The organism is Spirosoma fluviale, from assembly GCF_900230225.1.
In the GTDB taxonomy this organism is placed as follows: domain Bacteria; phylum Bacteroidota; class Bacteroidia; order Cytophagales; family Spirosomataceae; genus Spirosoma; species Spirosoma fluviale.
Map to the genome: position 1 here is coordinate 189,154 of NZ_OCNH01000001.1, position 18,296 is coordinate 207,449.

The window sequence follows — 18,296 nt, forward strand, 5'->3', positions numbered from 1 at the left end:
GAATTGAGTTAATAAATGTAGTCACTGCCAGGTATTTACTGGTCGCTCGCTGCTTAATTCGTGTAGATGGTCTGGTCAATTGATAGGTTTACTAGAACGATTGACTTTGTATGCTTATATTGCAGTAAGTTAGTAATAATGGAGTAGTGTCTCGTTTTCGTTTGCAGTCTTGGCGATTACGTTGCTTTAGCATAGACTGTTAGTCGATGATTCCAGAAAGTTTTGATCTGACAAATTGCGACCGGGAGCCCATTCATATTCTTGGTCATATTCAGTCACACGGTTACCTGATTGCCATTCGGCCCGATACCTACACTATTGTTCATGCCAGCGACAACATTGTTGATTTAGTTGGTATTCCCGCGTCCACACTGCTGGGGCAGCCCATTGATACGTTGCTGACCGCTACCGATCTGCCCGCCAGTACGCTGGTCGAGCTTCTGAACGTTAGCCGCCGGAATGAGACGTGGGAAATCCTGAATCCGCACCGGATTACGGTGAATGGTACGAGCTGGAATCTGATCATGCATCAGTACCAGAACCTCGTTCTGCTTGAGTGGGAACCGGTGGGCGATGATCGAAACACACTGATCAATCAGCAGCTCATTTCGCAGGCGTTAACCGAGGTACAAACGAGCCGGACGCTGGCCGACCTGCTGCAAAATACCGCCCGCCGGGTAAAAACCATCATTGGTTTCGACCGGGTAATGGTCTATCGATTTAACGAAGACTGGCATGGGCAGGTCGTGGCCGAAGAGAAAGATGAGCATCTGGAGTCGTTTCTGGGTTTGCACTACCCGGCTTCTGACATTCCGCGCCAGGCCCGCGAATTATACAAAGTCAATCTGGTTCGACTCATTGCCGACGTAAACAGTGTGCCGTCGCCCATTTTGTCCGTACCCAACTGGTCAACAGATAAACCACTCGACCTAACGCATTCCGTACTGCGGGCTGTGTCGCCGGTACACATACAATACCTGAAAAACATGGGTGTACAGGCATCCATGAGTATTTCACTGTTGTATCGGGACAAACTGTGGGGACTTATTTCCTGCCATAACAGTACGCCCCATTTTACTGATTTTACGGCGCGTCAGGCCGCTAAATTTGTCAGCCAGTTGTTGTCCTCTGCGTTGGAGTTTCGGAAGGATAAGGAGGATCAGACAAATCTGTTGCAATACCGGCAGGTAGGCCAGCAACTGCATGAGCAACTGCTGCTAAGCGATGATGTGGCCCGCGCCCTCACAAAACAGTCTGTCACTGCGCTGGATGTTACCGGGGCCACCGGTGCTGCACTTGTCTTTAATAACAGAGTCTATACGCTGGGAGAAACGCCTGATGAACAGGCAATTCGGGCATTGGTCGACTGGGTGGGGACAACAACAACCGAGTCGTTTCTGGAAACGAATCAACTACCTAATCTGTATGCACCCGCCGAAGAGTTCAGAGCCGTTGGGGCGGGACTTTTGACCATTGTTCTATCGAGGGAGTTGAACGAATATCTTTTCTGGTTCAAACCCGAGCTGGTTCAGCAGGTTACCTGGGCAGGTAATCCGGATAAGCCCGTAACTGTTGAAGACGACGGGATACGCCGACTCAGTCCGCGCACGAGTTTTGCGGCCTGGACCGAAATTGTCCGGAACACATCGGAGCGCTGGACCGAAGCGGAGATTTCGGTGGTGGTGAAATTACGGGAGGATATTTTGCAGATCGTGACCCGGCAGGCTAACGAAGTACGTTTGCTCAACCAGCGTCTGCAACTGGCCTACGAGGAACTGGACGCGTTCAGCTACACGGTATCGCATGATTTGCGGACGCCCCTGTCCTCTATTCGGTGTTATGCCGAGATTCTGGTTGAAGAGTATGGGCAGGATTTTACGCCCGATGCGCAGGCTTTGTTTCAGAAAGTGATTGACTCAACAGAACGCATGCGCCGACTGATACGCCATATTCTGTATTATTCACGGATGGGCCGTACCGAACTGGACACGCGATCCATTGACATGAAACATTTGCTGGAAGGGATTCGGGAGGAAATTCTGGTTACGGAAAAAGACCGGTCGCTGCGCATCGAAATTGGAGATACGCCCCCTATTGTGGCCGATTCCACCATGGCGCTTCAGCTCTTTACAAATTTGCTGAGTAATGCGGCTAAATACACGCAACTGACTTATGAGGGCATTATTAAGGTAAGCGGACGCCAGACCGACCAGGAGGTTATTTACTCGGTAGAAGATAACGGCATTGGCTTCGATATGAAGCAGGCCGGGAAGATGTTCGACCTATTCAAGCGTCTGGAAAACGCCCGTAACTTTGAAGGCTCCGGCGTAGGGCTCGCCATCGTGAAGCGAATCATTAACCGGCATAACGGCAAAATCTGGTTTCACAGCGAACCGAACCAGGGTACTGTATTCCACGTTTCCTTTCCGGTAACACCTGCTGATTAGACCAGACCATGGTAGACATACTGTATGTTGAAGATAATCTGAACGACGCAGATATATTCTGTCGGCTAATGGGAAAGCTGAATCGGACTGTTACGTATACCGTGCTGCATTCCGGCTCAGAAGCACTGGACTACCTGACCGGCAAAGGCCAGCATGAACAACAAAGACTGGGCTTGCCAAAACTAGTGCTACTGGATATTAATTTAATTGGTGTGAGTGGAATCGATGTAATTGAACAAACCCGTTCGTTTGAGCGAACCCGGTTCCTGCCCATCGTTGTTTTCAGCACATCGGATAATCCTAAAGATATACAGTCCGCTTATCAGGCCGGTATTAATGCGTATGTTGTAAAGCCGGGTAGCTATCAGGCTACGGGCACGTTGCTCAGAAAACTTTGCGACTTCTGGCTGGAAAATAATACCCGAATAGACTATAGATGAGTAATTTACTGGAACGATTGCGGTACGAAACCCGGCCCGCTCATGAGCAAACGGAGCAACTTTTTTATACAGAAGCTTTGCAGAATGGTACCCTTTCAGTAGTAGAATACACCCACCTGCTGCGGACCCACTTCGTCTTTCATCAAGCTCTGGAATCCGCGATTGATCGGCACCCCAACTTTTTTTTGGATTACCAGTCCGAGCGTCGTAAAAAAACAGCCTGGCTGATGGCTGATTTAAACTATCTGGGCGAACCCCTGCCAGCGCCCATGACGAACTTGTTTGCCGATTGGTCGACGGTGGCGTTGCTGGGGGCTGCTTATGTAGGCGAAGGTTCCATGTTGGGCGGCACCGTGATTGGCCGGTTGTTACAGAAGAATGCCACCCTTCAGCCAGTTATGGAGCACGCCCGGTTCTATGGCGGTTACGGCCCCGAAACGGGTAAATACTGGCGGACGTTCGGCGATTTCCTGACCGAAAACGGAACGCCCTATGCCGATGAAGTCGTCGACGCGGCCAGCCGGACATTTATACTTTATCAAACCGTTTTCAGGAAGGTAAGTCAATAAGTGGATGCTGTAAAAGCCACTTACTGACTTCCGAAGAGACGCTGCTTTTTTAATAATGTCTACTCCTCAGGGGTAAACGTTGCTCAAAACTTGCTGAGTAAATTCAGGGTAATGTAAAATATACTAATTTCGTCTTTTTGGGGACATGTGGAAAGAAGACAGTTTCGGTTTTCTGTTTCACCGTATTGATCGGCTTCCATGTGAGCCTGCGCCCTAACGTGAATTAGTTATCCATTACCTGCTTATGTCAGAGAAACTTACCTGCTACCTGATTGACGACGAAGGAGCTGCGCACCACATTATGACCAAATACATTGAGCGGGTGCCGTATTTGTGTTTGCTGGGCAAAAGCACGGATCCATTCGATGGGCTCGATAAAGTACAGGAACTTCGGCCTGACATACTGTTTCTCGACGTTGAAATGCCCTATATGACGGGTGTTGAGTTTCTGCGGTCGCTGCCACAACCGCACCCGACCGTGATCATGGTCACGGCCTCGCCCCAGTTTGCCGCCGATACCTATAGCTTTGAGTCGGTAGCGCATTACCTGCTCAAACCGGCCGGGTTCGATAAGTTTATGGAGGCCATCAACCGCGTTACCAAACGACTGGAATTTGCCGTAGATCCCACGGCTCCTATACCCACGCGCCCACCCGCCAAAAGACAGCTTCAGGAAAACGTGGACCCCCGCGAGAACGTACCATACTTTCTGATCAAGACCGACAAAAAACTGGTCCGCGTGGCCCCGGCCGACATTGTCTTTGCCGAGGGTATGAAAGATTATATCCGGTTGCAACTGACGGATCAGTTGCTCATTACCCACATGACCATGACCCGACTGGAAGAGATGCTGCCGCCCTCGCAGTTTCTGCGGGTACATCGGTCGTTCATCGTACGGATGCAGGCCATCAAAGAAATCGACGGCAACGTGATTACAACCATCGATGGGCAGAAACGTGTACAGATTGGCGTGACTTACCGCGATGCCGTACTGGAAAAATTGAAGATCAATATGCTGTAGTTGCTTTAGGCCGCTCGTGCCTGAAGCCATAAAATGGAACATGTCACGATACCTGCTGCCGAACGGCGGTGATTACCAGGTCCTGAAGGTTCAGGTTGATGAGGTCCATCAGATGGATGCCATACAGCGCCGACACCTGTTGTAATACAGTTAATGTAAGTTCTGTGCGGCCGGTTTCTTTCTTGCTGTAAGCCGCCTGGCTCACACCCAGGTGAAAGGCGACGTATTCCTGTGGATACCCATGAATTTCGCGCAGTTTGCGGAGTTTGAGTGCAATTGGATTCATGTCGGAGCTGAGCTATCAGATTTTGGTCGTTTGCCTGACACAAAACAAGTTATCCGCGCTGGCTGCCAAAACTAATTTCGACCAATGCGCGGTCTTTTTCGACTAATGCAATAGAACCCATGATTAATAACTTTACAAAGCCCGGAAAACTCCTCAAAGTCAGTGGTCATATTCTTTTGTGGCTAATACTGTATTGCTTTGAACGGTATTACTTCAGTCCCCGTCTTCTAAAAGACAATGAAACCGTTGTTCAGTGGGCTTCCCTGGCCTCCGTTCTGCAAACGATAGCCATCTATTATGGCATCGGTTATATCGCCTATCCCCAATTCCTTTATCGGAAACGGTACAGCGCGTTTCTGCTATTTCTGGGCGTATTTTTTTTTATTGTTTACCAGACCAATCGTGTCCAGTTCGATTTATTGGGGGGCTTAACTGGTCATTCATCTAGCCAATCCAATGCATATGTTCCTAAAATAGCTGCGATGATCAAAGACGCAGGCTGGCTCGGCTGCTTTACCAGCTTACGCGTTTTTTTCTGGAATTACGCCTACAGTTTTTTTCTGGTTACCATTATTCTGTTTGTCAAAGCTGTGAGAGACGTTTTCAGCTATCAGCAACGCCTGCGGACAGCTGAACAGGAGCGATATGGTCTTGAAATTGACCTTCTAAAAGCACAGATTAACCCTCACTTTCTCTTCAACACCCTCAACAGTGTTTATGGGCGCGTCTTCGAGACCGATGAGCAGGCAGCGGATTTAGTGCTGCGCCTGTCAGAACTGATGCGGTATAACCTGTATGAAGCCGATGTGCCGCGCATTCGTCTGGAAAAAGAACTGGGCTATATTCAGAACTACCTCGATCTGGAACGCAACCGCTTGCTGGGCGAAGACGTGCTGATTGAGTACAAACAGCAGGGCGCTCCGGTATCACACCAGATTGCACCCCTGCTGCTAATAGCCTTTGTTGAAAATGCGTTCAAGCATGGTGTCAAAGGGGCTACTGAGCCTGCCTTTGTGCAGGTTACTGTTGTCATTCAGAATAACAGCTTAGAGTTTGTGGTAGAGAACAGTATTACGTCTCAACGATATCGTCCTGAACGGCAGGATAACACCAAACGCCAGGGCGGTGTTGGGTTAACCAATGTAAAACGCCGACTAGATGTTATTTATCCAGGTGCGTATGATTTAGCGGTGACCGCTAATGAGCATACGTATAAGGTTGAGCTTTCGGTGGTACTGACTAATTGATTCGACAAATAATCACCAGCGAAATTGGTCGAAAGAATGTGCTCACTGGTCGAAATACGGAGTGGAATTCATCTAAATTAGTTGAATGGCTTATACAGGAGGGCATATCTTCGTAACACATACAACAAGGGTAAACGTCTTTTGATCCATCCGATATAAACCTACTATCTATTAAGCCATGAAAAACGAACTAGCTGCCACCGCCCCCCGTCTGATGCTGAAAAAGCAACGTATCGTCAGCCTAACGACAAAGTCAACTGGACAACGTAACATTGGCGATTCAAGCAAAATTTGTGATTGGCTTACTATACAGTAATACGTTGAGGACCTATATAACCATAAACTATTCAAGAGCGAGCCGAAGCCAGCTTGCTCATTATCTCCAACGAACCGGCTGGCTGAATCTGGGTCAGGCTGGTTCATTTACGGGAGAGATGCTGGCGTGTGTGAAATCGGGCAACTACGCGCCGGTATTTCTACGCCTGCCCGACCCGGATACCGAGTTGCCCGAGTCGTTTCTGGCCGCGCTCCGGCAGCATCCGGGCGTTATCGTTACATCGCCTTATCCACAGCACCTATACCGGCATTTGCCCCTACAGCCCTTCGACTTTCTGACGGAACCGTTTTCGTTTGAGCGTTTCACTCAGAGTATGGAACGCTACGTTGAACAGTTCGGGTAACTAATGGATCCCTGATGCCAGTAGCCCTCAGCCAATCGGTTGGGGGCTTTTTGCGTTTAAGATGATGTTGATTTATACCGTCCGGGTAATGATGAATGATGGTTTCACCAATCAGCGGGAGGTAACGCTCAGGCTTTGAACGCTTCTTTTCAATCGTGCCTACTTTTTAAACAGGCATATTGAATAATAGCCAATTAGTATATATATTGGATTGCTTCAGGTACATTTATGGCTTGTTGTTAGCTGATTATAGAGAAGGGGCTCGGGCTTTTATCGGACTACCATAAAAAAGCTGAACGTTTTAGCGCAACTCACCAACGTTCGGGGCGGTAGTTTCCAATGGGCTCCCAACACGATTACTGTAATTTTATGACTTCTCCACATGTTCAGGCCAAAGAATTTCTTTGTATTACGCCAACCTACCTTTCCTGTTACTCAGCTTGCAAACCTTTACAAGCGCGTATTTCAAAAATCGCTGGAAAGTCTGCTACGGCAGCACTACCAACAACTCCTTGCCCAGCAGGCCATCTGGGTAGCCTCGCCCGTACTCTACGAACGCCTACAACAATGGCTGGCCGGAAAAACGGTATCTGACCAAGAAAAACTAATCGCTACGCTACACAAGTATTTTATCCGGATGTGTAGCCGCCCTACCCCGTATGGCCTCTTTGCCGGCTGCTCGGTCGGTACGTTAGGTGGACAGACGAACCTCCGGGCTGGCAACGCTCAGGCCATGCGGACGCACATGCGCATCGACATGCATTACCTGCTGGCTATCCGGACGTGGCTACTTAACCAACCAGCCATTCGGCCACAACTACGGTTGTTTCCCAATTCCTCCATCTATTCCGTGGGCGCATCCCTGCGCTACGTCGAACAGCAGGTGGATCCCAGCGGGGGGCATTATTTCATTAGCGCCGTTGAGACCAATTCATTCCTGACTGCAATCCTGAAGGCAGCCCGTACGGGAGCTACTATGCAGCAACTTGCCGACCAACTGGTGGGTATGGGTGCCCATGCCGACGAAGCCGTAGCATTTGTTGAACAACTCATTGAAGGTCAACTGCTCACCTTTGCCATCGAACCCACCGTAACGGGTACGTATTACTTAACCTGGCTGACCGACCACATCGCTACCATGCCCGGAGCGGAATCTGCCGCCGACGCGCTTCGCCGGTTGCAAACGCTGCTCGACCAGCCCAACCGCCTGGAGTCGTACGCAGCCATTCGGGCGTGGTTTGCTGAGCAGGGCATACCGCTTACCAGTGCGGATATCATACAGGTCGACACTTACTTCGATAACCCCGACCTGCGCCTTGGCGAACGACCGCTAAAGCAGTTACAGCGTGACCTCAGCAAGCTTATGGTGCTGAATCAGCCCAACCGCAGTGCCGACCTCGATGAGTTCAAACGACGGTTTTATAATCGGTATGAAGACGAAGAAGTCCCCCTGGCCAGAGTAATCGACAGTGAGTTTGGTGTGGGTTACGGCACCAATTCTACGCTGGGCGTTGGCTATGCACCCCTGATTGACGACCTGACGTTTGGGCACGCAGAAACGGTCCACACCACGCGCTGGGACTGGTGGCAGCGGTTTGTGATGGACAAATACGCCGATGCCCTGCGCACAGGTCGTAATCAAATCGCCCTGACCGATGCCGATTTGCACTATATCGAAAGTAAGCAAACGTCATCATTACCGCTGCCCAGTAGTTTCTATGTGTTTGGTACGTTTGTGGCCAGTTCGGCCAGTGCTCTTGATGAAGGCGACTTTTTATTCAAGTTACTGGCCTGCAAGGGGCCATCGGCGCTGAATCTGATGGGGCGTTTTGGCGGAGGCAGCCCTGAACTGGCACAACAGATTCGGCAGGCCGCTCTGGATGAAGAAGCGCATCATCCCGAGGTAGTTATTGCCGAAATCGTTCACCTTCCCGAAGACCGGGCTGGTAATATATTAACCCGTCCCACCATTCATACCTACGAAATTCCATATATGGGCCAGTCGTCGGTGCCCCTTGACTATCAGATCCCGCTGTCGGACCTGATGGTTTCGGTCAGGAACGACACGATTATTCTGCGCTCGAAACGGCTTAACCGTCGCGTTATTCCGCGCCTGACCACCGCCCATAATTTCACAAACGGCTTGCCGATCTACCGGTTTCTGTGCGATTTGCAGCAACAGGATGCCCAATTGAACGTAGCCTGGAACTGGGGTGGGCTGCACACGCAGCCGTATCTGCCCCGCGTGTGTTACAAGAGCATCATTCTGAGCCGGGCCACGTGGCAACTTCAAAGCCGTGACCTTACCCCCGAAAACCCCTTGCAGCTGGTGTCTCAATTAACGGCAGCCGGATTGCCTCAGGAGTTTCGGCTGGCCCAGGGCGACAACGAGCTGCTTATCTCGCTGCATATACCGGCTTCGCTCGAACTGCTGGCGGCTGAGATCAAAAAATACCCACAGATACGGCTCGTTGAGTTTCTAAGCACAACTGATGGCTGTCCTCTGGCGCAAAAAGGTGAACGCTTCACCCACGAAGTGATTATACCGTTTACCAATCCCAAAGCCCCGGCCCTGTCGGGCCTGAGCCGCACCGATGAGAAGTTCCCGCCCCGTCGGTTTTCAGTGGGCAGTGAGTGGTTTTATTTGAAATTATACACCGGCGAGAAAACGTCGGATGCCCTGCTGGTGCAAACCATTTATCCAATCGTGCAGCAACTGCTGAAATCGGGGGTTATTCAGGAGTTCTTTTTTGTTCGATACAAAGACACGGACCACCACCTGCGGCTGCGTTTCCGGGGCAATCCGCACGTGGAGTTTTATCAGTACGTGGTGCGGGCCATGACCGAGGGGCTACACGAATCCATCGAAACCGGGGTGGTGCATCGGGTGCAGGTCGATACGTACCAGCGCGAACTGGAACGCTACAGTATGGAGCATATTAATTTGTGCGAATCGCTTTTTCATCTGGATAGCCTTTCTACGCTGGCCTTTCTGGCCCAGACCGGAGAGGTTTTTGACGAAAACCTGCGTGTGGCCCTGGCGATCCGCAAAATTGATACGTTGCTGTCCGGGGCCGGTCTGTCGATAGAGGACAGGCTGCGCGTCATGAAACAACTGAAGGAACAGTTTTTTGACGAGTTCGGGGGCGATCCGGCATTACGCCATCAACTGAACGACAAATACCGGACCTACCGTCCGCTGCTGGCGCAGGCCCTGTCTGATAACTTCATGCCGGGCCAGGAACTGCAACCGTATTTTCAGCAACAGGCAACGCTGCTGCATCAGTTGGCCAAGGCTCACGAATCAATGCCCCGGCAGCAGTACGGCATACTCACCAGCCTGATCCACATGCTGGTGAACCGGCTGTTCCCATCGAAGCAGCGGGCCTATGAACTCGTGCTGTATCACTGCCTGGCGCGGCATTATGACTCCGTATGCGCCCGCCAGAAAGAGTAGGGAAAGGTTTTATAACCAAATGGAATAAAGTATTCCGAAAAGGCATAAACTATAACGGTTAGTTATTGAAATCTACCGGGGAGCACGCCAATTTTGAATCAACAAATCAATCACAAACACAAACGCATAATGACTCTCTAAACACATAAAATCATGAAAAAGCGCATCATGTCCGAGTTCTCTTTTGAGGTATGGATCAACAACGACATCGACTCGATGGCCGACGAGATTGGCTCATTCGATGACAATTGGATGGTATCGGCCGGGGATCTGTTCAACGGGTTGGAATTGCCTGCGGACGAGTCATTGCCCCATTACGACGAAGCGGCCTGATGTAGCCCCGTGTTTATAACCTAAGCGAATAAATTATAACCTGAGGTTATTGATAGAGTCGTTATCCGCTAATTACTTTGTGACATCAATAGCACCGACAGACAGTAAAACCAACCAGTAATACATACGCATACTAATAGTAGCCATAGTAGTAGTGAACCGGAGCGTAGCACGATAGCTATACCGGAAGTAATACATAAGTAAAGCTATAAAAATAGATTGGGCAGATATGGAAACTCCCCCGTGCCTATAGCGGGGGAGCTTATCGCAAGGCTGGGTAAGTGATCTGTAACGAAGTGTGATTTTGTCGGTTTTTTTGTCAGTTTTGTCAACGAATAAGTGAGGATTTTTGCTCTGTAAACCGAATGTAAACAGACAAGGTCATGGAATTACAGAACGATCAGAAAGACAAGAAGGTGAGTATCGCCGACCAGATGGATGCATCTGGCGTAACTGCCAGCTTCCCGGCCGAACCCGTGGAGGATATGGAACTGAACGAAGAGCAGTTGGATATTATATCGGGGGGGGGCAGTGACTTAGGTCAAATACTTAAAGGATGAAAAAGGGGGTAATGTGCATATGGTTGCTACTTCTGCTATTAAATGTAACAGGGGAAAAACTATATGCACAAACCAAACTAACGTCGAAGAGGACGAATCCAATAAATGAAATAAATAATAGGAATAAAAAGGTAGCCGATAGTCTTTTTAATCTAGGCTCAAAATATCAAGATAGGCAAGCTTACAAGGAGTCATTACATTTACTTGAAGCAAGCTTGAAACTGTATCAACTGATTAGTGACGGGAAAAAGATAGGAGATTGTTTTAACTATATAGCAATTACTTATTATTATCAAGGTAACTATTCAAAAGCAGTAGATTCCTTCGAAAAAAGTGCAAAACTCTTTAACAAGATAGGTTATACGAAAGGTTATGCTTCCGCGCTAAATAATATAGGCAGTGTTTATAACGGTCAAGGGAATTATCTTAAAGCGTTGGATTATTATAGACGCGCTGCCTTAACCTTCGGTAGGATGGGTGATAATGAAAGTTTTGCTGTAGCAACCAATAATATAGGATTGATTTATGCTAGAGGTAAGGACTTTCGCAATGCAATGAAATATTATACCCAGTCATTGTCGGTCTATAGAAAACTTAATAATCAGGAGAGAATTACGCATGCACTTAATGCAATAGGGAAACTTTATGTACAGGAAAAAGAGTACGTTAAAGCTTTTAATAACCTTGAGAAAACATTACAAATTGCTGATGAGAGAAAAGATAGACAGTTACAAATAATGGCACTATCCAGCTTGGGTGAATTATTTTACGAGCAGTCAGATTACACCCAAGCACTTCCTTATTATACCCGCTGTCTAGCTTATTCCAATCAAATCGGTAGCTTACAATACCAAAGCGAATCAGAGATTGCCATTGGTACTATCATGCACCATCTTGGCAGGAGCAAAGTTGCAGTAGATAAATGCCATTATGGATTAAATTTGGCTCAAAAACTGGGTTCTATTTCAGTAAAAAAAAGTGGTTGCGATTGCCTCTATCAATCATATAAAGCGTTAGGCAATACCCGGCAGGCTCTGTACTACTTTGAGCAGACCAACACGCTTGACGACAGCTTAAACCTGACCGAAACGGCCAACCAAGTGATGAACATGGAGTTTCAGAAGCAGCAGCTGGTCGATAGCATTGCCTATGTCAAAAAAGAACACGCCATTCAATTGAAGCATAAAGAGGAAGTGCAGCAGCAGGAAAAACAGCGGAATAAAATTATCCTTTCGTTGGGCTTTATCCTCCTGGTGGCGGCAGGCCTGGGGTGGCAGCTCAACTACGTCAGGAAATCACGGGCCGCCCTGAAAATCGAAAAAGACCGTTCAGAAGCCTTGTTATTGAATATATTACCCGAAGAAATTGCGGAGGAGTTGAAAGAAAAGGGCCATGTCGATGCCCGCGAGTACAACCTGGTTTCGATCTTATTCACCGATTTTAAGTCCTTTACGCAGACCGCCGAGCAAATGTCTCCGCAAAGCCTGGTCGAAGAGATCCATACCTGCTTCAAGGCATTTGACCTGATTGTCGGGAAGTACCAGATCGAGAAAATAAAAACCATTGGTGATGCCTATATGGCGGCAGGGGGCATCCCGTATACGGATGAGCGTTCGCTAAAAAACATAGTGCTGGCGGGCCTGGAAATGCAGGAGTTTATGATAAAACGGGCCGCTGAAAACCGCGCCGATGGTCGCCCCGCCTTTGATATGCGTCTGGGCATTCATACCGGGCCAATTGTGGCCGGCATTGTAGGAGTGAAAAAGTTTCAGTACGACGTGTGGGGCGATACCGTAAACACCGCCAGCCGAATGGAAAGTAGTGGCTTGATTGGGAAGGTGAATATTAGTGAGACCTTTTACGAATTCATAAAACAGGAAGAGTGCTTCTCCTTTGAATACAGAGGGCAGGTTCATGCCAAGGGGAAAGGAGATATGGGCATGTATTTTGTTGAGAAAGCTGCGTAGCATGGGTAAAAATTTATTGTGAACTACTAGGACCAAACTGTACTATGTCAACAGATAAAGACTATTCAAAAATGACACTTGACGAATTAGTGGCCGAAGAGAAAAAAGTACAATCACAAAAAATATTAACGGCTGCACTAATAGGCTTATTTATTGGCGTAGCTTTTTGGTCGGCTATAGATAAAAATTTTGCCAACACTGGTGTAATGCTACTTTTTGCTTACATAATAAGTAGCATTTACAACAAGAAGCTAAAGAAAATTCAGGCAGAAATAAGCCGTCGGAATACGGTCGATTGAGAATCCCCACCGACAAGAAATACATTGAACAGGTAGACTTGAACATTAATGAAAGACTGCAAAGTAGAAGCCCTAGTTTACTATTCGAAGTTGACGTTCGACTGGGAGTACATTTTGAAAAAGTCGAAAGAAGAAATTCAGGAAAAACTTGACGAATACACGGCTCAGGGCTACCGATTGGCCTCGACAACATCGACCAGTTTTGAATTTGCTATATACATTTATCTATTTTTTGAAAAAGAAACTGTTCAATAGTATGAAATTTAGTCTAACGGCCTGCCTGATTTCACTGGCGTATGTCGGCTATGCACAAGGCGTCGACAGTACAAAAAAAACGCAACCGACGCCACCGTCTGCTACATCTCAGCAACCGAGCCGTCCTGCAACTGCGTCGTTAATGTTAGCTCCCAAGCCGACTCAGCCGGTATCCACATTCGGTAATCCGTCCAAAAATCCGGTTCAGTCCAGCTACACGTATGAGAATGGGCGCATCATTGGCGGTTCCACCACCTGGAAACTTGGTAAGAAAAAAGATTAATACACCTTAATCATGAAAAGGCTCTTATTTATCTGTCTGCTGCTGGCTGGTTGCCAACCAAAGAACAAGTCAAAAGATCAACAGGTAAGCGTAACTATCAACGGCAAGAAGTACACCGATTCTGTAGCGGTCGATTCGGCCGGGAATCGTGTCCGGGTCAAGCCGGGTGCTGGCCGCGTTGGGGTCATCGTGTCAGGCAGTGGTAACGACGTAAAGATTGATTAGTCAATAATGTGACCCGGCATGACCAGGCAGGCCGGATGGATGCGCTATGCCTGACTGATCTGGCGGCTATTGCCTCCGGGCATGGGGACGACTTACTGCTTCGAACGTACGAGGAACGAATAAGGCACTACAGCCAGGTAGGACTGTAGTACGTCGTCAGAAAGCAGGTAGGAAAACTTTAAATGTGGAGCCTTTTCCCTCCTGACTGGTTACGTCAATAGTTCCGCCATGACTCTCGGTTACGCGCTGAGCAATGGCCAGACCAATGCCGGTGCCGCTGTAAGATGTCTTATGCAATCGTTGAAATGGGGTAAAAATTCGGTCCTTATACCGCTCGTCAAACCCTATGCCATTGTCGGTGACGGTGATTAACCAGAAGGCCTGATTAGGCTCGTCTAGCAGGGCAGGCGGAAGTTCGCTCGGTTGGGCGGCACGGTATTGAATTCGAATAAGTGGGGGAATCTCCGTCTGGCAGAACTTCAGGCCGTTGGTGATCAGATTCTGGAACAGCTGACGAAGCCGCGAGGCACTCCCGTACACGGTTGGCAGGGGAGATACTTCGACCGTTGCGTTTTTCTCCGAAATGGTCATTTCCAGATCGGTCACCACGTCGTCAAGTACCGTATCCAGTGGAATGGTCATGAACGAGTCCCGCTGGGTGCTTACCTGCGAATACAGCAGCAGATCCTTAATGAGCATCTGCATGCGCTGCGCCGACTTCTGAATCCGCCGAACCATGTCGCGCTCGCCATCAGAAAGGCTATCGACAAACTGATTCTGGAGAATATCGCTGAATGCCTGGATGCGTCGGAGGGGTTCCTGTAAATCGTGGGAAGCAATATGAGCAAACTGTTGCAGATTCTCATTGGAGCGTTGTAGTTCGGCGTTGGCTTCTTTTAGTTCGCGCTCCTGTTGTTGGGCGGCTAGTTCAGCTAGCTTTCGGTCGGTAATGTTGTTGTACGTAACGACTACTCCGTTGTTGCCCTGCTTCACGGCCGATACCTCAAACCAGCCTTCCAGCCCAAACTCGTCGCGGTAATACTGGCTGCTTTGTTCGGCCCGGCCCGTTTCGACCACCCGCGCGTAGAGATCGAAAAAGCCGTTGTCCTTATTTCCCGGAAATACAGTGAGCAGCTTACGACCAATTATCTGATCGGGCGTCATGAAGTTGCTTTTAATGACGGCTTCGTTGGCCGTGTCCATCATAAAATCAACGATCGTACCGGTTTCATCCCGCAGGGCGGTCATGGCAATGATACTATTGAGCGACGCGTCCAGGGTGGTTCGCAGCGCAAGCGCCTGTTGTTCCAGTGTGTGGGTTTGCTCCTCTACCCGCCGTTGCAGCAGTGTTTCGGCTTCTTTATCGGCCGTTATGTCGATAACCGTACCAATAAATCGATTGACGGTCCCCTGTTCATCGAAAAAGGCCTGTCCGTTGGCGCGAATCCAGCGTAACTGCTTGTCCCCAATTCCCAGCGTTCGGTATTCGCAGTCAAATCGACCACTATTGCCGGGTTGAAGCACGGCCTGGACCATCTGATGAGTTCGCTCCCGATCATCCGGATGAAGTCCCTGAAGGAAGACGTTATAGTCGATGGTTGCTGTTGGAGGAAGGCCGAACAGTTCTTTTGTCCGATCAGACCAAACCAGCTGGTCTGTGAGCGGACTGTAATCCCAGGTTCCCATGCGGGCGGCTTCCACCGATAGCCGAAAGCTGGTTTCGGCTATTTGCGAGCGCAGTTCTACGTCCTTGCGGTCCGTTACATCGACCAATACGCCCGAGAACGCAAGCGGTTTCTGGTGATTATCGTACGTTAACCGACCTCTGGCAAGTACCCAGCGGATCTGGTTATTGACTACAATGCGGTACTCCGCTTCGTAAGGATGTCCGGATTTGATGCCTTGATCAATCAACTGGATTACCCTGGGGCGGTCGTCGGGGTGGATGGAGTCGGTAAATACACGCAGGGTCAGGCCAATTCTCTCCGGACTTTCCGGAATACCGAACATGCGTAGAAGATTCTGGTCGCCAACTACGTTGTCTGCTCCAAGATCCCAGAACCAGGTGGCAATCAGGCCAATGCTAAGTGCTGTTTGTAATTGATCATAAGAACGTAAAAGCAGCGCTTCTTCGTTGGCTAACAATGAAGTTGATGGAGCAGCAAAAGGCCGATTCATGCGTTGAGACTATCTGTAAAATTCGTTTGTCGGTACTGGACGTTAATTCCCGTCTTATGAGAAGTTGACAAACAACGAACTACCCGGTATCGGGGATCAATCAATTCGTTTTCCGCTGGGTTGGTAGCCCGAAAAAACGCTGATTTTATACTAAACAAAATTAAGGGAAAAGTGTCTACTCTTATTTACTCTGTTCACGTTGGAAAGAAGAAGAATTTAAATTTTCTTGTTATCCTGACTTTTATTGGCTGACCGTTTTTTTGATGGTGATTTCAAGATGGGCGATGGCACTGGTTTGTCAATTCCTCTGTCTTTTCGGCGGACTGATTGCCGCTCGTGCAGGGCATCGAGTTTATCCTGATGGATATCTTCGGCTTCTTCAACCGAGTGCGATACCGACAAATTAACTTCTGTCTTTGCTTTTTCTACCAACTGACCAAAAAAACGATGCAGGGCGTGCAATTCCGCTTCGGTCAGGTCTTCGACATTCAACAGCCGGTTGCTGGCTTTCCGGTTTACGGCAATGAGTTCGTTCAGTTTAAGCTGCATGGCTAGTGAATCTTTATTCTGCGACTTCTGGATCAGAAAAACCATGAGGAAGGTGATGATGGTTGTGCCGGTATTGATCACTAATTGCCAGGTGTCAGAGTAGTCGAAGATGGGTCCGGTAATGATCCAGGTGATAATGGTGATTAGGGCCAGCAAAAAAGCGGTAGAGGAACCGGTAGCCTGCGTTGCCCGCGAAGCAAAGCGCTCAAAAAACTTGGTAAATGAAGAGGTACCCATTAGGATCGTGCAGGTTAAAAAGCTGATTACAATAGTATGAACGCTTAAATGTTGGGTAATAAATCGTTCTGAAATTAAAAAATGAGTAATTCTTTATCGTCTTTACGGGTCGTCACATTTGGTTCATAGCCGCCAGTTCATCTTCATAGTCACGCGTGGGCCAGCCCTCTTTCCCGGCCTCACGAATCGCTTCTTTCTGGGCATTAATCGCGTCCTGAGTACGCCCGGCTTTATTTAGCAGCCGGGCATAGGTATGCAGAGAATTATGAGTACGATACAGGTGAATGGAGTGCTCTGCCCAGGCTAAAGCTGGTTCCCAGTCGGCTGGGGCATCCCGTTCGCTGTTTACACTACCTTTTTCGAGCAGTTGCTCGTCATGGGTCGTACTGCTGCCAACCCGGTTAGCGGTGCTGCTCAATACCCGGTCTAACGCGCCAAAGATTTCTTTCGACAGACCTTCCTGAGCCGAATCAGGCGCAGGTAAACCGGGCCGGTCGGAAATCAACAAGTCAAATGCTTTCGTATCAGCGGATTCGATAACCCCTGCCACGAACCGTATTGTTTCGGTTGCGGTGCGCTCCGACTCGGGTAAGGCATCCAGATAAGCATCGAGTACATCGCTGGTGGGGCGATTGAGCGATTGACGCGTTTGGAGGTACTTTTTCAGGAAATTCGGGTCACGTTTCCCTTCGGCGTAGGCTTTGTCGCCCTTTGCCACTGTCGATTTCAGGCGCGGCAGCGCCAGTACATGATCGGCCTGAACAAGCATGGCGTTGATGCCGCCGTACCCTACCGCCCGGTGGATCAGATCACCGTTGGGCGCAATGAACAGAGACGTTGGATAACTGGCCACGAGATATTGTTTGGCTAGGGTAAGGCCTTCGCCTTTCTCGGCGTCGAGTTGGTAATTAATGAAGTGTACATTGTAGCGGGCTCCCAACTTCGCATTAGGAAAGGCCTCATTAGCCATTCGTTTGCAGGGCGGGCACCAGGTTGTGTAGACGTCCAGAAACACGGGTTTGTTCTGTCGTTTAGCTTCAGCGAGTACATCTTTCCAGGAACCCTTAAAAAAGGCAATGCCCGGCGGATCGTTGGACGGGAGTATGAAGGTGTGAGCCTCTGAGACGCCCGTGGTAACGAGAACAAAGAATAGAATTAGCCTTGAAATGGATGTATTCATTCGGGAAGTAACAACAAAAAATCATGAATTGCCCAATAGCATAACTGTCGATGGCGCGAGGCCAGCGCTAACGTGGCCCGATC

At 48.9% G+C, this 18,296-nt stretch carries 20 protein-coding genes; 16 read left to right on the forward strand and 4 right to left on the reverse strand.

What is annotated here, in order from left to right:
• Positions 1-206: 206 nt before the first annotated feature.
• The 4 genes from CRO74_RS00775 to CRO74_RS00790 all read left to right on the forward strand — a co-directional run bounded on the left by CRO74_RS00775 (position 207) and on the right by CRO74_RS00790 (position 4,477).
• Positions 207-2,447, forward strand: coding sequence for an ATP-binding protein (locus CRO74_RS00775; protein WP_097124108.1), 2,241 nt, complete (start codon positions 207-209; stop codon positions 2,445-2,447).
• 8 nt (positions 2,448-2,455) lie between these two features.
• Positions 2,456-2,887, forward strand: a complete 432-nt coding sequence (locus CRO74_RS00780) for a response regulator (RefSeq protein ID WP_097124109.1) — start codon at positions 2,456-2,458, stop codon at positions 2,885-2,887.
• Positions 2,884-3,456 (forward strand): biliverdin-producing heme oxygenase, encoded by a 573-nt coding sequence (locus CRO74_RS00785; RefSeq protein ID WP_097124110.1) that lies wholly within the window; start codon positions 2,884-2,886, stop codon positions 3,454-3,456. The genes CRO74_RS00780 and CRO74_RS00785 overlap by 4 nt, the downstream gene beginning before the upstream one ends.
• Before the next feature lie 244 nt (positions 3,457-3,700).
• The gene (locus tag CRO74_RS00790; protein ID WP_097124111.1) at positions 3,701-4,477 is read left to right on the forward strand and encodes a LytR/AlgR family response regulator transcription factor; all 777 of its coding nucleotides are present in this window, start codon (positions 3,701-3,703) and stop codon (positions 4,475-4,477) included.
• 43 nt (positions 4,478-4,520) lie between these two features.
• On the opposite strand, the gene CRO74_RS00795 is transcribed toward CRO74_RS00790, so the two are convergent.
• The gene (locus tag CRO74_RS00795; protein WP_097124112.1) at positions 4,521-4,763 is read right to left on the reverse strand and encodes a helix-turn-helix domain-containing protein; all 243 of its coding nucleotides are present in this window, start codon (positions 4,761-4,763) and stop codon (positions 4,521-4,523) included.
• A gap of 119 nt (positions 4,764-4,882) precedes the next feature.
• Here CRO74_RS00795 and CRO74_RS00800 point away from each other — a divergent pair, with 119 nt between their 5' ends.
• The 12 genes from CRO74_RS00800 (at position 4,883) to CRO74_RS31435 (ending at position 14,218) form a co-directional block, all read left to right on the forward strand.
• Positions 4,883-6,010, forward strand: a complete 1,128-nt coding sequence (locus CRO74_RS00800) for a sensor histidine kinase (RefSeq protein WP_097124113.1) — start codon at positions 4,883-4,885, stop codon at positions 6,008-6,010.
• Positions 6,011-6,188: 178 nt separating this feature from the next.
• Positions 6,189-6,326: a hypothetical protein gene (locus tag CRO74_RS31425; RefSeq protein WP_179830090.1), complete on the forward strand. Its 138-nt coding sequence runs from the start codon at positions 6,189-6,191 to the stop codon at positions 6,324-6,326.
• A 4-nt stretch (positions 6,327-6,330) separates the two neighbouring features.
• Positions 6,331-6,690, forward strand: a complete 360-nt coding sequence (locus CRO74_RS00805; RefSeq protein ID WP_144035864.1) for a hypothetical protein — start codon at positions 6,331-6,333, stop codon at positions 6,688-6,690.
• Between the two features lie 382 nt (positions 6,691-7,072).
• Complete coding sequence (locus CRO74_RS00810) at positions 7,073-10,147, forward strand: lantibiotic dehydratase (RefSeq protein WP_097124115.1); 3,075 nt, start codon at positions 7,073-7,075, stop codon at positions 10,145-10,147.
• Positions 10,148-10,300: 153 nt separating this feature from the next.
• Entirely contained in the window at positions 10,301-10,480 is a 180-nt protein-coding gene (locus CRO74_RS00815) for a hypothetical protein (RefSeq protein WP_097124116.1), read from the forward strand.
• A 383-nt stretch (positions 10,481-10,863) separates the two neighbouring features.
• On the forward strand, positions 10,864-11,040 hold the full coding sequence (locus tag CRO74_RS31430) for a hypothetical protein (RefSeq protein ID WP_179830091.1): 177 nt from the start codon (positions 10,864-10,866) through the stop codon (positions 11,038-11,040).
• Positions 11,037-13,007 (forward strand): adenylate/guanylate cyclase domain-containing protein, encoded by a 1,971-nt coding sequence (locus CRO74_RS00820; protein WP_097124117.1) that lies wholly within the window; start codon positions 11,037-11,039, stop codon positions 13,005-13,007. The genes CRO74_RS31430 and CRO74_RS00820 overlap by 4 nt, the downstream gene beginning before the upstream one ends.
• A 44-nt stretch (positions 13,008-13,051) precedes the next feature.
• On the forward strand, positions 13,052-13,306 hold the full coding sequence (locus tag CRO74_RS00825) for a hypothetical protein (RefSeq protein WP_097124118.1): 255 nt from the start codon (positions 13,052-13,054) through the stop codon (positions 13,304-13,306).
• A gap of 48 nt (positions 13,307-13,354) precedes the next feature.
• Entirely contained in the window at positions 13,355-13,561 is a 207-nt protein-coding gene (locus CRO74_RS00830) for a DUF4177 domain-containing protein (protein WP_097124119.1), read from the forward strand.
• A gap of 1 nt (position 13,562) precedes the next feature.
• Positions 13,563-13,844: a hypothetical protein gene (locus tag CRO74_RS00835; protein ID WP_097124120.1), complete on the forward strand. Its 282-nt coding sequence runs from the start codon at positions 13,563-13,565 to the stop codon at positions 13,842-13,844.
• 12 nt (positions 13,845-13,856) lie between these two features.
• Positions 13,857-14,069 carry a cupredoxin domain-containing protein gene (locus tag CRO74_RS00840; RefSeq protein ID WP_097124121.1) on the forward strand — a complete coding sequence of 71 codons (213 nt, stop codon included), beginning with the start codon at positions 13,857-13,859 and terminating at the stop codon, positions 14,067-14,069.
• A gap of 8 nt (positions 14,070-14,077) precedes the next feature.
• On the forward strand, positions 14,078-14,218 hold the full coding sequence (locus CRO74_RS31435) for a hypothetical protein (RefSeq protein WP_179830092.1): 141 nt from the start codon (positions 14,078-14,080) through the stop codon (positions 14,216-14,218).
• Positions 14,219-14,225: 7 nt separating this feature from the next.
• Here the strand turns inward: CRO74_RS31435 and CRO74_RS00845 are convergent, their stop codons facing one another.
• The 3 genes from CRO74_RS00845 to CRO74_RS00855 all read right to left on the reverse strand — a co-directional run bounded on the left by CRO74_RS00845 (position 14,226) and on the right by CRO74_RS00855 (position 18,213).
• The gene (locus CRO74_RS00845; RefSeq protein ID WP_097124122.1) at positions 14,226-16,247 is read right to left on the reverse strand and encodes a PAS domain-containing sensor histidine kinase; all 2,022 of its coding nucleotides are present in this window, start codon (positions 16,245-16,247) and stop codon (positions 14,226-14,228) included.
• 216 nt (positions 16,248-16,463) lie between these two features.
• Positions 16,464-17,033, reverse strand: coding sequence for a low affinity iron permease family protein (locus CRO74_RS00850; protein WP_097124123.1), 570 nt, complete (start codon positions 17,031-17,033; stop codon positions 16,464-16,466).
• Between the two features lie 112 nt (positions 17,034-17,145).
• Positions 17,146-18,213 carry a thioredoxin family protein gene (locus tag CRO74_RS00855; RefSeq protein WP_097124124.1) on the reverse strand — a complete coding sequence of 356 codons (1,068 nt, stop codon included), beginning with the start codon at positions 18,211-18,213 and terminating at the stop codon, positions 17,146-17,148.
• Positions 18,214-18,296 lie beyond the last annotated feature (83 nt).